The sequence below is a fragment of the Actinomadura macra NBRC 14102 genome (assembly GCF_001552215.1).
Classification (GTDB): domain Bacteria; phylum Actinomycetota; class Actinomycetes; order Streptosporangiales; family Streptosporangiaceae; genus Spirillospora; species Spirillospora macra.
Map to the genome: position 1 here is coordinate 1 of NZ_BCQT01000024.1, position 12,878 is coordinate 12,878.

The 12,878-nt window shown below is 73.0% G+C and carries 10 protein-coding genes; 3 read left to right on the top strand and 7 right to left on the bottom strand.

Going from position 1 to position 12,878, the window contains the following annotated elements; translation table 11 throughout:
• Window positions 1-40 precede the first annotated feature (40 nt).
• From AMA02S_RS34295 to AMA02S_RS34305, 3 genes are all read right to left on the bottom strand, one after another.
• Window positions 41-886, bottom strand: a complete 846-nt coding sequence (locus AMA02S_RS34295; protein ID WP_067467275.1) for an MIP/aquaporin family protein — start codon at window positions 884-886, stop codon at window positions 41-43.
• A 61-nt stretch (window positions 887-947) separates the two neighbouring features.
• Complete coding sequence (locus tag AMA02S_RS34300) at window positions 948-2,660, bottom strand: thiamine pyrophosphate-binding protein (protein WP_067467278.1); 1,713 nt, start codon at window positions 2,658-2,660, stop codon at window positions 948-950.
• Window positions 2,657-3,430, bottom strand: coding sequence for a cyclase family protein (locus tag AMA02S_RS34305; protein WP_067467281.1), 774 nt, complete (start codon window positions 3,428-3,430; stop codon window positions 2,657-2,659). Before AMA02S_RS34305 ends, AMA02S_RS34300 begins: the two co-directional genes overlap by 4 nt.
• Window positions 3,431-3,685: 255 nt before the next feature.
• Between AMA02S_RS34305 and AMA02S_RS34310 the strand changes: the two genes are divergently transcribed.
• Window positions 3,686-4,531: a siderophore-interacting protein gene (locus AMA02S_RS34310; RefSeq protein ID WP_067467284.1), complete on the top strand. Its 846-nt coding sequence runs from the start codon at window positions 3,686-3,688 to the stop codon at window positions 4,529-4,531.
• Between the two features lie 26 nt (window positions 4,532-4,557).
• Here the strand turns inward: AMA02S_RS34310 and AMA02S_RS34315 are convergent, their stop codons facing one another.
• Window positions 4,558-5,910, bottom strand: a complete 1,353-nt coding sequence (locus AMA02S_RS34315) for an ABC1 kinase family protein (protein WP_067467438.1) — start codon at window positions 5,908-5,910, stop codon at window positions 4,558-4,560.
• A 293-nt stretch (window positions 5,911-6,203) separates the two neighbouring features.
• Here AMA02S_RS34315 and AMA02S_RS34320 point away from each other — a divergent pair, with 293 nt between their 5' ends.
• Window positions 6,204-7,037 (top strand): cyanophycinase, encoded by an 834-nt coding sequence (locus tag AMA02S_RS34320; RefSeq protein ID WP_067467287.1) that lies wholly within the window; start codon window positions 6,204-6,206, stop codon window positions 7,035-7,037.
• 3 nt (window positions 7,038-7,040) lie between these two features.
• Window positions 7,041-9,680 carry a cyanophycin synthetase gene (gene cphA / locus AMA02S_RS34325; protein ID WP_067467291.1) on the top strand — a complete coding sequence of 880 codons (2,640 nt, stop codon included), beginning with the start codon at window positions 7,041-7,043 and terminating at the stop codon, window positions 9,678-9,680.
• A 173-nt stretch (window positions 9,681-9,853) separates the two neighbouring features.
• Here the strand turns inward: cphA and AMA02S_RS34330 are convergent, their stop codons facing one another.
• The 3 genes from AMA02S_RS34330 to AMA02S_RS34340 all read right to left on the bottom strand — a co-directional run bounded on the left by AMA02S_RS34330 (window position 9,854) and on the right by AMA02S_RS34340 (window position 12,860).
• Window positions 9,854-10,654 carry a phosphatase PAP2 family protein gene (locus AMA02S_RS34330; protein ID WP_084265911.1) on the bottom strand — a complete coding sequence of 267 codons (801 nt, stop codon included), beginning with the start codon at window positions 10,652-10,654 and terminating at the stop codon, window positions 9,854-9,856.
• A gap of 183 nt (window positions 10,655-10,837) precedes the next feature.
• Window positions 10,838-11,995 (bottom strand): 4-hydroxybenzoate 3-monooxygenase, encoded by a 1,158-nt coding sequence (locus tag AMA02S_RS34335; protein ID WP_067467297.1) that lies wholly within the window; start codon window positions 11,993-11,995, stop codon window positions 10,838-10,840.
• A 64-nt stretch (window positions 11,996-12,059) separates the two neighbouring features.
• Window positions 12,060-12,860 carry an IclR family transcriptional regulator gene (locus tag AMA02S_RS34340; protein WP_067467300.1) on the bottom strand — a complete coding sequence of 267 codons (801 nt, stop codon included), beginning with the start codon at window positions 12,858-12,860 and terminating at the stop codon, window positions 12,060-12,062.
• Window positions 12,861-12,878 lie beyond the last annotated feature (18 nt).

Genomic DNA, 12,878 nt, shown 5'->3' on the forward strand with positions numbered 1-12,878 from the left:
GGGCCCTGCCTTTCTCCTGGCGCGGGACGGGACGGGCCCGTCACGGGACGTCGTACTCGGGCCGCGGCTCGGCGCCGCCGGGCCCCTGATCCTCTTCGGGGATGTTGCGTCCGATGAGCAGGAGGTACAGCCCGGCTCCGACGACGCCGCCGATCAGCGGACCACCGATGGGCACCCAGAAGTAGAAGTCGCCGTTCTGGTCCCGCCACGCGTCCCCGTACCCGGTGAGGTACTGGGCCACGCGCGGCCCGAAGTCACGGGCGGGGTTGATCGCATAGCCGGCGTTCGTCCCCCAGGCCATGCCGATCGCCACCACCAGCAGGCCGATGATGAACGGGGTCATGTTGGCCAGCGGCGGCGAGTTGCGCAGGTCGGTGAGGGCGAGCACGACGAACAGCAGGATGGCGGTGCCGATCACCTGGTCGCGGAACGCGCCCCACGTCCCGATCGGAAGTTCCCCGTTGCCCGGCAGGGTCGAGAAGACGCCCTGGGACTTCAGGGTGTGGCCCGGGTCGAACTTGGCGAGCACCTCGCTGTAATTCCACCGGACGATCAGCGCGGCGACGAACGCACCCGCGATCTGCGCCGCCCAGAACGGTCCCACCTTGCGCCACGGGAACCCCTTGTACACGGCGAGGGCGAAGGTGACGGCGGGGTTGATGTGGCCGCCGCTGATCCGTGCCGAGACGTAGACACCGAGCGTCACACCGATGCCCCAGGCCCAGGCGATGCTGTCGTGCCCGCCGAGGCTCTGCGGGTCGCCGAGGCCGCTACCGGCGACGGCCTGGGCGACGACGCCCGCCCCGAAGAGGAGGAGGATCATCGTGCCGGCGAACTCGGCGGCCATCTCACAGACGAGTTCCGGCAGTCGGAGCCCACGCGTCATCTCTCCCCCTCCGGATAGGACGTAGGGCAGAGCATTCCCCTCCGTGAAACATGAAACACGGTCAGTGACCGCGAAACGCCTCTTCCAGCCACCAGGCCGGCCGACCACGGGTGATCTTGGCGTCCACGACCATCGGCCGGTCGCGGGGTCCCCCCAGCCAGTCCGCAACCGTGGTGAGGTCGACCGAACGCCGGACGGTGGCGGCGGCGCAACCGAACCCGCGGCCGATCGCGGCCAGGTCGGCGGGCGGGAAGGTGACCGTGTCGAGCGGATGGCCCTGCGGACCGAAGTGGTGCACCTCCGCCCCGTACGCCTCGTCGTCGTAGACGACCACGAGCAACCCGAGCCCGAGCCGGACGGCGGTCTCCAACTCCGCCGCGGCCATCAGTGCGCCACCGTCGCCTAGCGCGGCGACAGTCAGCCGGTCGGGCCGGGCGACGGCCGCTCCGATCGCCGTGGCGAGGCCGAGCCCGACCGACTGGAACGCCTGGGTGAAGACGAGCCCGTCGGCGTCGGGAACGTCAAGAAACATCACCGGATAGCCCATGAAATTTCCGGAATCCACGGCGACCGTCCGCTCGCGGGGCAGCAGCCCGTTCAGCGCGATCGTCAGCGTCCGGGGGTCGATACGGGCGCCGTCCCCGCCCTTGCCGTCCGGGTGCTCTTCGTAGGGGACGTCCTGCCAGCGTCCCTCATGGGCGAGCCGCGCCGCGACCTCCTCCGTCCGGTACCCGGTGGCGGAGTGCCCGCGCTCCTCCAGCTCGGCCGTGACGGCGAGCGCGGTCTCGGCGACGTCGCCGATCAGACCGAGGTCGACGGGCCGGTGCGCGCCGAGGGCCTGGGCGTCCACGTCCACCTGCACGACCGTGGTGTCCCGGCCGACCAGGCCGCCGTGCCGGGTCGTCCACATGTTCAGCGAGCAGCCCCAGCCGACGATCAGGTCGGCGCCGCGGATCAGCTCGGCCGCGGCGGGCGTGGCGAACCCGCCGCTGACGTCCAGGCCGAACGGGTCCCCGGCGAACAGCCCGCGCGCGACGGCCGACGTCGCCGGTAGCGCGCCGACGCGCCCGGCCAACCCGGCGAGAGCCTCGCCCGCGCCTGACAGCCGCGCGCCGCGTCCGGCGATGAACACCGGCCGCCCGGCGTCCTGGAGCGCATCGGCGAGCCGGGCGATCGCCCCCGCCGGCGGAACGGGCAGCGGCGGCACCCGCGACACACGCGGCCGATACCCGGCCGGGACGCCGGCGGCGCCCCCGGGCGGGGGCTCGGGAGGAGCGGGGTCGGGGTGCTGGGCGCCCTGCACGTCCAACGGCAGCCCGAGCAGCACGGTGCGCCGCTCGGCGACGGCGGTACGGCAGGCGCGGGTGACATCGGCCAGCGCGGTGTCCGGTGAGTGGATCCGCTCGGGGACGGCCCCGACGGCCGCCGCCAGGGCGGCCTGGTCGACGCGGAAGTTGGAGCGGACCTCGGCGGCGGCGACCTCGCCCGCCAGTACCAGCAGCGGCGTGCGGCTCTTGGCGGCCTCGGCGATACCGGTGAGCGCGTTGGTGAGGCCCGGTCCCTGGTGCACCGACACCACGCCGAGGCCGCCGGTGACCCGCGCGTAGGCGTCGGCCATCGTCGCGGCGCCGCCCTCGTGCCGGGCCGCGACGTACCGGGCGCCGTTCGCGACGAGCGCGTTCGTCACATGGAAGTTGCCGCTGCCGACCACCCCGAAGACGGTGCGGGCGCCGAGCCGCGCGAGGGCCTCCCCCACCGCCTCCGCGACGATCATCGCTCCACCAGGGCGAGCACGCGGGCGGGGCTGCCGGAACCGCCCACGATGGGCAGCGGCGAGGCGAGGAGCACCGCGCCGCGCGCCGGGAGCCGCGCAAGGTTCTGGAGTTGGGTGAGGCCGTACTTGCCGGCGCCGAGGAAGAAGGAGTGGCACGGGAACGGCGGATCGAACCCGTGCGCGGCACCCGCGTCGGTGCCGACCGTCTCGGTGCCCAGGCCGATGAGCGGGGTCTCCTCGGCGAGCCAGCGGGCGCACTCGGCGGAGATCCCCGGGGTGTGGGGGCCGGTGTCGTCGGCGTTGAGGAAGGAGTCCTGGTCCCCCGATCGCGCGTCCCAGCCCGTCCGGTAGAGGAGCCAGCCACCGTCGGGGAGCGCCCCGTGCTCCCGCTCCCAGTCCCGGACGTGATCGATCTCCAGGAGGAAGTCGGGGTCGGCGGCGGCGCGTGCGGACGCGTCCAGCACCACGGCGGGGGCGACCAGGCGCCGGGACGGGACCTGGGAGACGTCCTCCCCGTCGCGTCCGGTGGCCCAGTGCACGGGTGCGTCGAAATGGGTGCCGACATGCTCGCCGGTGACAATGTCGTTCCAGTACCAGGCGGGACCCCGGTCGTCGTACCGGCTGATCTCCCGCAGCGAGAACGGAACGGTGTTGGCGAACGGCTCCGGGAGCCTCAGGACGGGGGTCCGCTCCGACAGCGGGGCGGTCAGGTCGACGACCTCGACCGATCCCCCGGCGACAGCGGCGAGAAGCTGGGCGAGCACGGACATGGTTCCTCCGGCGGCACGGGCGGCTGAGGGGTACGCGCGGGTGCCCACGAACGTACCGCACACGACTCCTTCCGCAGGGTTGCCCGGGCAAGCATCCGGAGACGTCCGGCAACCTCGGCAAGTGGGTGGCTATGCCCCCTACGCAACCCGCGTCCACGCAGACCGCAGGGCGGTTCCCGGCATACGCCGGGGAACACTCCGAAATCAGAACAGGTTAGGGTTACCTAAATAACGTTCGATTACGGGAGGGTCTGCATGGCGAATGAACCGGCGCGCAGGAAGCCGAAACTCCACCGGGGCAAGGTGCTGCGCACGGAGCGTCTCACGCCGCACATGATCCGGGTCGTCCTCGGGGGCGAGGAACTGGCGGGGTTCGGCGCGGGAGAGTTCACCGACCACTACGTGAAGCTGCTGTTCCCGCAGCCGGGGGTCACCTACCCGGAGCCGTTCGACATGGAGTTGGTCCGCGCGGAGATGCCGCGCGAGCAGTGGCCGAGCACGCGGACCTACACCGTCCGCTCGTGGGACGCCGACGCCGCGGAGTTGGCGATCGACTTCGTTCACCATGGGGACAAGGGGCTCGCGGGGCCGTGGGCGGCGCGCGTCCAGCCGGGCGAGGAGATCTACTTCAACGGGCCGGGCGGCGGCTACGCGCCGAGCGCCGATGCCGGCTGGCACCTGCTCGTCGGCGACGAGAGCGCGCTGCCGGCCATCGCGGCCGCGCTGGAGCGGCTCCCCGCGGGGGCGCCGGCGCGGGTGTTCATCGAGGTCATCGGGCCGGAGGAGGAGCAGCCCCTCGCGGCGCCGGACGGCGCCGCGGTCGTGTGGCTGCACCGCGGCGGCGGCCAGGTCGGCGACCTGCTGGTCGAGGCCGTCCAGAAGCTCGACTTCCCCGGTGAGGACGTGCACGCGTTCGTGCACGGCGAGGCCAACTTCGTCAAGACGCTGCGGCGGCACCTGCGCGTCGAGCGGGGGCTGCCGATGGAGCGGCTGTCGATCTCCGGCTACTGGCGGAAGGGCCGCGACGAGGACGGATGGCAGTCGTCCAAGCGCGAGTGGAACCGCCAGGTGGAGGCGGAAGAGGCGGACGCGCTCGCCTGACACCCCGCGCGGGCGGGGGCGGCGGATCAGGCGATGGCCTCCTCGTTCCCGTCCGGGTCCCCGTCGCCGGTGAAGCCGGGCAGCCACCGCTCGGCCTCCGCCCGGAACGGCCCCTCGGCCTCCAGCTGGCAGAGGACGCCGCCGCAGCCCGACAGCGCGCGGCTGACGGCCAGGTACTGCGGTGGCAGGCGGAACTGGCGCGCGAGCGCGCCCGGCCGCATGTCGGAGGCGAGGCCGAACCCACGTGCGGTCTGCTCGCGCAGCCACGCGCGGGAGTAGCGGAACCGCTCGGTTGCGAACGGCGCGGCGTGCGGGGCGACGAGCGCGGCGACCTGTTCGGGGTCGACATCGCCGTCCGGGGCGAGGAATCCCTCCTCGCGGAGGGCCTCGACGATCGCCCCGGGGTCGCCCAGGGTCCCGATGCGCAGCAGGCGGCCGATCGACCACTGCAGCTCGGCCGGAACGCGGGCCGCGCCGCCGAAGTCCATGACGCCGAGGCGCCCGTCGTCCAGCACCCGGAAGTTACCCGGGTGCGGGTCGATGTGGATCATCTCGCAGCGGGACGGGCCGGACAGCAGGAAGCGGAACAGCAGCAGCCCGGCGTGGTCACGGAGCTCCTGGTCGTCCCCGGCGATCACCTGGGCGAGCGGAGTGCCCTCCAGCCACTCGGTGACCAGCACATTGCCCGACTGGGCGACGACGGCGGGCACGAGGAAGTCGGGATCGCCCGCGTAGGCGTCGTGGAAGGCGGTCTGCGCGCGGGCCTCGTCGACATAGTCGAGTTCCTTCTCCAGCCGCCGCTTCAGGTCGGCGACCACGGGCTTGACCTCGACACCGGGGAACAGCGGGGTGAACAGGCGGCTCAGCCGGGAAATCTGGTTGAAGTCGCTCATCACGGCCTGGGCCGCGCCGGGGTACTGCACTTTCACCGCGACGGCGCGGCCGTCGTGCCAGACCGCGCGGTGCACCTGGCCGATGGACGCCGCGGCGGCCGGCCGGTCGTCGAGCTCGGCGAACGCCTCGCGCCAGTCCGGCCCGAGGCCCTCGGCGAGGACCTGGTGGGTGGTGGCGGCGGGCATCGGCGGTGCGGCCTCCTGGAGCCGGGTCAGGCTCGCGCGGAACGGTCCGGCGATCTCCTCGGGGAGCCCCGCCTCGAAGATCGACAGCAGTTGTCCGACCTTCATGGCGCCGCCCTTGAGCTCACCGAGCACCGCGAACAGCTGCTCGGCGGTGCGGCGCTGGACCTCCAGCGCGACGGCCTCGGCGGGCCGGCCGATGGTGCGCTTGCCGAGGCCGAGGGCGGTGCGCCCGGCGAAGCCGAGGGGCAGCGTCGCGAGCTTGGCGGTGCGCGTCACCGCGCGGCGGGGAATGTCACTCACGGCCGGGCGCCCCTCGTTCGACGATGCGTCCAATGATCTCCAGCCTCTCATGGCAGGCGAAAGCCATAAAGCGGTCATCTTCCACACAAGACTTCAGCGTCGGGACGACCGTGAGGATTCCCCTGCCACGTCCAGCGCCGACCACGGGCATCATCGCCAGGCGGACGAACAGCCGCGGTTCGCGCTCGGTGAACGCCTTGAGCGGTGCATGAACGGACGTTCATTCGCACTTGTGATGAATGCTCCGCGCGATCGAAAGACTACCTAGTGTGATCAAAGGGTAGCTACGGGATGTGAGAGAGAAACAGGGGGGTGCCGGACGCAAGGGCCGGCTGCTGGTCATCGGTGGCGCGGAGAACCGGACCTGCGGGTCCGGGGCGCTGGAGACGTTCGTCGAGCTGGCGGGCGGTGAGGACGCGCGAGTCGTGGTGGTGACCACCGCGACCGAGGTGCCCGAGGAGGTCGCTAACGAGTACACCGCCGTGTTCGGCCGGCTCGGCGTGTCCTCCGTCCGGGAGCTTCGGCTGCTGGGCCGCGCCGCCGCCGACGACGCGGCGACGCTGCGCGCCCTCGACACGGCCACCGGCGTGCTGTTCAGCGGCGGCGACCAGTCGCGGATTCGCACGCTGGTCGGGTCCCGGACCAACGAGCTGCTCAAGCGGCGGCTCGACCAGGAGGGCCTGGTCATCGCCGGGACGAGCGCCGGGGCCACCGCCATGGGCCACTGGATGATCCTCGGCGGGCACGGCCACGAGGTCGCCGCCTCCAGCGTGAAGGTCGGCCCCGGCCTCGCGCTCCTGGACAACGTGCTGATCGACATGCACTTCAACGAGCGCGGCCGCCTGCCGCGGCTGATGAGCGGGATAGCGCTGGACACGAGGCTGCTCGGCGTCGGGATAGACGAGGACACCGCGATCGTGGTGGGCGACGGCCAGTTCGACGTCGTCGGCACCGGGGTCGTCACGGTGGTGGACGCCGGCCAGTCCACGGTCGCCTATGCCGCCTCCGACGACGAGCCGATGGCGATGTTCGACGTGTCGCTGCACCTGCTACCCGCGGGCTGCTCGTTCCAGATGAACGACAAGCTGCCCGCCATCGGCACCATGCGCGGCCCGGAGGAGGAATAGCCCGTGCGGCTCGACCATGTGCGCCGCCTGAGCGGCCCGAACATCTACCTTTCCCGTCCCGTCGCGATAGCGCGGCTGGACCTGCAGGGCCTCACCGGCCACGAGACCACCGACCATCCCGGGTTCGCCGACCGGCTGGTGGCGGCGCTGCCGGGGCTGACCTCGCACCACTGCTCGGCCGGACGACCGGGCGGGCTGCTGGAGGCGATGGCCAGGGGCACCTACTTCGGCCACGTCACCGAGCACGTCACGCTGGAGCTGTCCGGCCTCATCGGCCGGGAGGTGTACTTCGGCCGGACGGTGCTCGCCGGCGGCCCCGGCGACTACGAGGTGATCCTGGAGTGCCCGCGCGACGAGCCGTCCGGCTCGACGGTCGTGGAGCAGCTGATCACGCTCGCGGTCCGGATCGTCAACGGCGCGCTCGCGGGCCGGGTGCCCGACCCCGGCGCCGACCTTGCGTCGGTCGCCGCGGAGTACGAGGCCGGGCGGCTCGGCGTGAGCACCTCGGCCCTGGCACGGGCGGCGCGCCGCCGGGGGGTGCCGGTCCGCCGCGTCGGCGACCTGAACCTGCTCCGGCTCGGGTACGGACGGCATCGCCGGACGGTCTGGGCGGCGATGACCGACGGGACGTCGGCGATCGGGATGGAGGTCGCGGCCGACAAGCGGCTCGCGCACCGGCTGCTCGCCGACGCGGGGCTGCCCGTCCCGGCGGGGCGGACGGCGGCGTCGTCGGCCGAGGCGCTGGAGGCGCTGCGCGAGATCGGCGGCCCGGTGGTGGTCAAGCCGCTGTCGGGGCACCAGGGCGAGGGGGTGCACATCGGGCTGACGAGCCCGCCGGAGGTCGTGGCGGCCTTCGGGGCCGCCTCCGGCGACGAGGGTGAGGTGATCGTCGAGGCCTACGTCCCGGGCAAGGACTACCGGGTCCTGGTCGTCGGCGGGCGGGTGGCGGCCGCCGCCGAGCTGACCGCCGCGTGCCTGACCGGCGACGGCGACGCGACGGTCGCCGCCCTGGTTGAGCGGGTCAACGCCGACCCGGCACGCGGCGAGGGCCATGACCGGCCGCTGACGCGGCTCGCGCTGGGCCCGCCCGAGCTGGAGCTGCTGGCACGGCAGGGGCACGGTCCGCTGACCGTCCCCGCGAGCGGGGAGACGGTCTGGCTGCGCCGCAACGCCAACCTGTCCACCGGTGGCACCAGCCGGGACGTGACCGGGGACGTCCACCCCGACGTGGCGGAGATGTGCAGGCGCGCCGCCGCGACGGTCGGGATGGACGTGTGCGGCATCGACCTGCGGCTGCCCGACATCGGCGCCCCGCCGCCCGCCGAGCCCGGCAACGCGGGGATCCTGGAGGTCAACGCCGCGCCGGGGCTGCGGATGCACCTGGCCCCCTGGGAGGGCCCCGGACGAGACGTCGCCGGCGACATCATCGACCTGATGTACCCCGAGGGATCACCGTCGCGGGTGCCGGTGGTGTCGGTCACCGGCACCAACGGCAAGACCACGACGGTACGGATGATCGCTCACATGCTGGAGCTGAGCGGCCTGCGCACCGGGATGACCAGCACCGAGGGCGTGTACGTGGGCGGGCGTCTCGTCCACCGGTCCGACGCGTCCGGGCCGCGGTCGGCCGAGATGGTGCTGGGCGACCGGTCGGTGGAGGCGGCGGTGCTGGAGACGGCACGCGGCGGGATCATCCGCCGTGGCCTCGGCTACGACCGCGCGGACGTCGCGGTCATCACCAACATCACCCGCGACCACCTCGGAGTGGACGACACCGAGTCGGTCGACGACCTGGTGGACATCAAGGCGCTGGTGGCCGAGGAGATCCGCCGGGGCGGGCATCTGGTCCTGAACGCCGAGGACGCGGCCTCGGCGGGGCTGGCGGAGCGCCGTGCGGTCCGCGGGCGGGAGCCGGTGGTGCGCTACTTCGCGCTGTCGGCCGACGCACCGCCCCTGGCCGCGCACCTGCGCGGCGGCGGTACCGCCCACCTCGTCGAGGACGGCTGGCTGACCGAGGTGTGCGGTGACCACAGCACCCGGGTGCTGCCGGTGGCGGAGGTGGCGGGCGCGTTCGGCGGGCACGCCCGCCATGTGGTCGCCAACGCGCTGGCCGCGGTCGCCGCCGCCCGCGCCCTCGGCGTCCCGGTGGAGGTGCTGGCGGCCGCGCTGCGCACGTTCGAGCCGCACACGCGCAACCCGGGACGGGGATGCGTGTACCAGGTCGGGTCCAACCCGGTCCTGGTCGACTACGCGCACAACCCCGCGGCGGTCGGCGCGATGGGCGCCTTCGTGGAGCGGCGCTGGGGACGGTCCGGCGTCGCGGCCGTCACGCTGCCGGGCGACCGGTCCGACGAGCTGGTGGGCGAGACGGCGCGGGCGCTGGCGGGGACGTTCGGGCGCGTCGTCGTCTACGAGGACGAGGACCTGCGCGGCCGGCGATCGGGCGAGATGACCCGGCTGATCGTCGAGGGGCTGCGCGAGGCGCGGCCGGACGTCCTCCACCATCCCGCGGGCGATCTGAAGGGCGCGCTGACCTCCGCGCTGGACATCGCGGGGCCGGGTGAGCCCGTGCTGCTGCTCTACGAGAAGCTACAGCCGGTCACGGAGCTGCTCGACACCCTGGGAGCCGAGCCGGGCGCCTAAGGCTGTGTTGCCTGCGATCCCGGCCCAAGGGCTCGCCGGGTGGCTCGCCCGTGACCCCGCTGGGGCGAGCGCTCCATCGCTTCGCGATCTTCGCGGCGGAGCTCGCCTCTGGCTTCGCCCCGCCGCTCAGGTAGCGCGCTCGCGTGATACCCGAGGCCACGGTGAGCGAGGGCCTAGGAGTCTGGAACGTTCCGTGCGAAGGTTCGGGCGGGGGGTGTGAGCAGCGGGACCGTGACCGCCAGCAGCGCCAGCGCTACGGCGCCGTCCAGCCAGTAGTGGTTCGCGGTGGCGACGACGACCGCGACGGTGGCGGCCGGGTGCAGGAGCCACAGCCACCGCCACCGGGTCCGGGAGCTGACGATGAGGCCGAGCGCGATGACGGCGGCCCATCCGATGTGCAGGGAGGGCATGGCCGCGTACTGGTTGGCCATCGTGTCCGATTCCGGTGCCCCGTACACCGCGGGTCCGAACCTCGCGGCCGTGTCGATCAGCCCGGTGCGGGTCAGCATCCGCGGCGGGGCGAGCGGGACGAGCAGGTGCAGCACCAGGCCGGCGGCGGTCAGCGCGACCAGGGTCCGCCGGATCCACCGATAGTGGACGGGGCGCCGCAGGTACACCCACAGCAGGAACGCCGCCATCGCCGGGAAGTGAACGTAGGCGTAGTAGCAGTTGGCCGCGTGGACGAGCAGTTCGCTCTGCAACAGTCCCTGCTGGAGACCGGTCTCGCTCGGCAGGTCCAGGGACCGTTCGAGGTCCCAGATCCGATGGGCGTTGCCGAAAGCCTCCGACACCCGGCCGGCGGCCAGCACCCGACCGATCTTGTAGACGCCGAACAGCACGGCGATCAGCACGAGCTCCCGGACGGGCCGCGGCCGCCCGCCAGGCCCGCCGTGCGGGTCCCCCGGTGGCGTCCCCGGTCTACGCAGCCGCGTGAGCGCCCGGGCCGGGCGGGGCGGCTGCTCAATGAGCCTCATGTGCCGTCCTTCCAGGTCCGGGCGGTGCGCATCCGCCCGCGCGGCGGCGGGCGAGGCGGCGGGCAGGGCTCCTACCGTAAAGGAACGTGCATAGTACGCAAAATTTCAGCGACTGCCAGAACACGTGACCTGGATCTCTTTCCCGCCGCCCGCGCCGTGACCAACCTCTCAGGGGCGGTACGGCTAGTCGAGCGGCAGTCCGACGTAGTTCTCGGCGAGCGACGTCGCGGCGGCCTTGGAGGAGGCCACGTAGTCGAGCTGCGACCGCTGGAGCCGGTGCCCGAACTCGTCGGCGGACGGATCCACGTGCAGCAGCGTGGTCATCCAGTACGAGAAGTGCTCCGCCCGCCAGGCGCGCCGCAGACAGGTGGCCGAATAGGCGTCCAGCAGGGTCTGCGACCCGGACGCGTACCGCTCGGTGAGCGCCCGCGCCAGGATGATCACGTCCGATACCGCCAGGTTCAGGCCCTTGGCTCCGGTCGGCGGGACGATGTGCGCCGCGTCGCCGGCCAGGAACAACCGGTCGTGGCGCATCGGCTCGGCCACGAAGCTGCGCATCGGGGTGATCGATCTGTCGGTGATCGGGCCCTGGCGCAGTTCCCAGCTGTCGTCGGTCGCGAACCGGGCGGCCAACTCGTCCCAGATGCGGGAGTCGGGCCAGGAGGCGAGATCCTCCTTCGGGGACACCTGGAGGTAGAGCCGGCTGACCTTCGGCGAGCGCAGGCTGTGCAACGCGAACCCGCGACCATGGTTGGCGTAGATCAGCTCGTCGGTGGACGGGGGGACGTCGGCCAGGATGCCGAGCCATGCGAACGGGTACTCGCGGGAGAACGTCCGCAGCCCCGGGACCGCGGAACGGCCGACCCCGTGGAACCCGTCGCAGCCGGCGATGAAATCGCAGTCCAGGGTGTGTGTCCGGCCGTTGTGCCGGTAGGTCACGCTGGGCGCGGACGCGTCGATTCCGAGGACCTCCGCCTCGAACCGGACGTCGCCGCCGTCCGCCAGCCGCAGGGCGACGAGATCCTTGACGATCTCGGTCTGGGCGTAGACGGTCACGGTCCGGCCGGTCAGATCGGTGAGCGGGATCCGGTGCCCCGTGCCGCCGAAGCGCAGCTCAAGCCCGTGGTGGACGAGGCCCTCCCGGTCGAGCCGCTCGCCCGCGCCGCTCTCGCGGAGCACGTCGGTCGTGCCCTGCTCCAGCATCCCGGCCCGCTGCCGGTGCTCCACGTACGCGCGGTCGCGGCTCTCCAGCACCACCGAGTCGATCCCCCGGCGGTGCAGCAGATGGGACAGCAGCAGTCCGGCGGGGCCACCGCCGATGATCGCGACCTGGGTACGCATCGAGCCTCCTCGTCTTCTGACCGGTGACATCCCGGTTGCGATGCCGGCGGGCATCGCCGCAGGGTCAGGCCCTGGCGTTCCGGTCGGGGGTGAACATGTCCGGACGCCCCCGCCAGCGCACGGCGACGTCTCGGGACAGCGCCCGCGCCGCCGTTGTCAGGGGGGGCAGCAGGCGGCGCAGATCGGCACTGCGCGTCCGGGCGACCAGTGACAGCGCCGCGACCACCTCGCCGTCCGCATCGCGCACCGGGACGCCCACGGACGCGGCGCCCAGCGTCATCTCGTCACGGGTCACCGAGTAGCCCGAATGGCGGACCTGCTCGATGCAGCGCCGCAGCTCCGCGGGATCGGTGATGGAGCGAGCCGCGTGGCGGGTCAGCTCGCCCGCCAGCACGGCCTCGCGCACCTCGACCGGCGCGTGCGCGAGCAGCACCTTGCCCAGGCCGGTGGTGTGCAGCGGCAGCGTCTGGCCGACCTGCGTCAGCACGGGCACCGACCGCGTGCCGCGCAGCCGCTCCACGACCAGGACCCGCAGGTCACGCCGGACGGCCAACTGGACGTTGTCGTGCGTGGCCTCGTACAGGTCCTCCATGTGCGGCAGCGCCAGCTCGCGGAGCCCGGTGACCGCGGGTGCCTGGCTGCCGATGCGCCACAGCCGCGTGCCGATGCGGTACGTCCCGTCCGGCACCCGCTCCAGGAACCCGCCCGCGACCAGTTCCCGCACCAGGCGGTGGCCGGTGGCGAGCGGCAGTTCGGCCCGGCGACAGATCTCGCTGAGGTTGAGGCGCACGTCCCCGAGGGCGAAGGCGTTGAGGATGGCCATCACCTTGCCCGCCACGCTGATCGGACGCGCGTGCTCCCCCATGCTCCTCCCGGCAGCCGT

Bases quoted from the DNA above. Each gene is read 5' to 3' on its own strand.
- AMA02S_RS34340 (WP_067467300.1), bottom strand. From the start codon at position 12,860: ATGGGGGAGCACGCGCGTCCGATCAGCGTGGCGGGCAAGGTGATGGCC.
- AMA02S_RS34335 (WP_067467297.1), bottom strand. From the start codon at position 11,995: ATGCGTACCCAGGTCGCGATCATCGGCGGTGGCCCCGCCGGACTGCTG.
- AMA02S_RS34295 (WP_067467275.1), bottom strand. From the start codon at position 886: ATGACGCGTGGGCTCCGACTGCCGGAACTCGTCTGTGAGATGGCCGCC.
- AMA02S_RS34330 (WP_084265911.1), bottom strand. From the start codon at position 10,654: ATGAGGCTCATTGAGCAGCCGCCCCGCCCGGCCCGGGCGCTCACGCGG.
- AMA02S_RS34300 (WP_067467278.1), bottom strand. From the start codon at position 2,660: ATGATCGTCGCGGAGGCGGTGGGGGAGGCCCTCGCGCGGCTCGGCGCC.
- AMA02S_RS34310 (WP_067467284.1), top strand. From the start codon at position 3,686: ATGGCGAATGAACCGGCGCGCAGGAAGCCGAAACTCCACCGGGGCAAG.
- AMA02S_RS34305 (WP_067467281.1), bottom strand. From the start codon at position 3,430: ATGTCCGTGCTCGCCCAGCTTCTCGCCGCTGTCGCCGGGGGATCGGTC.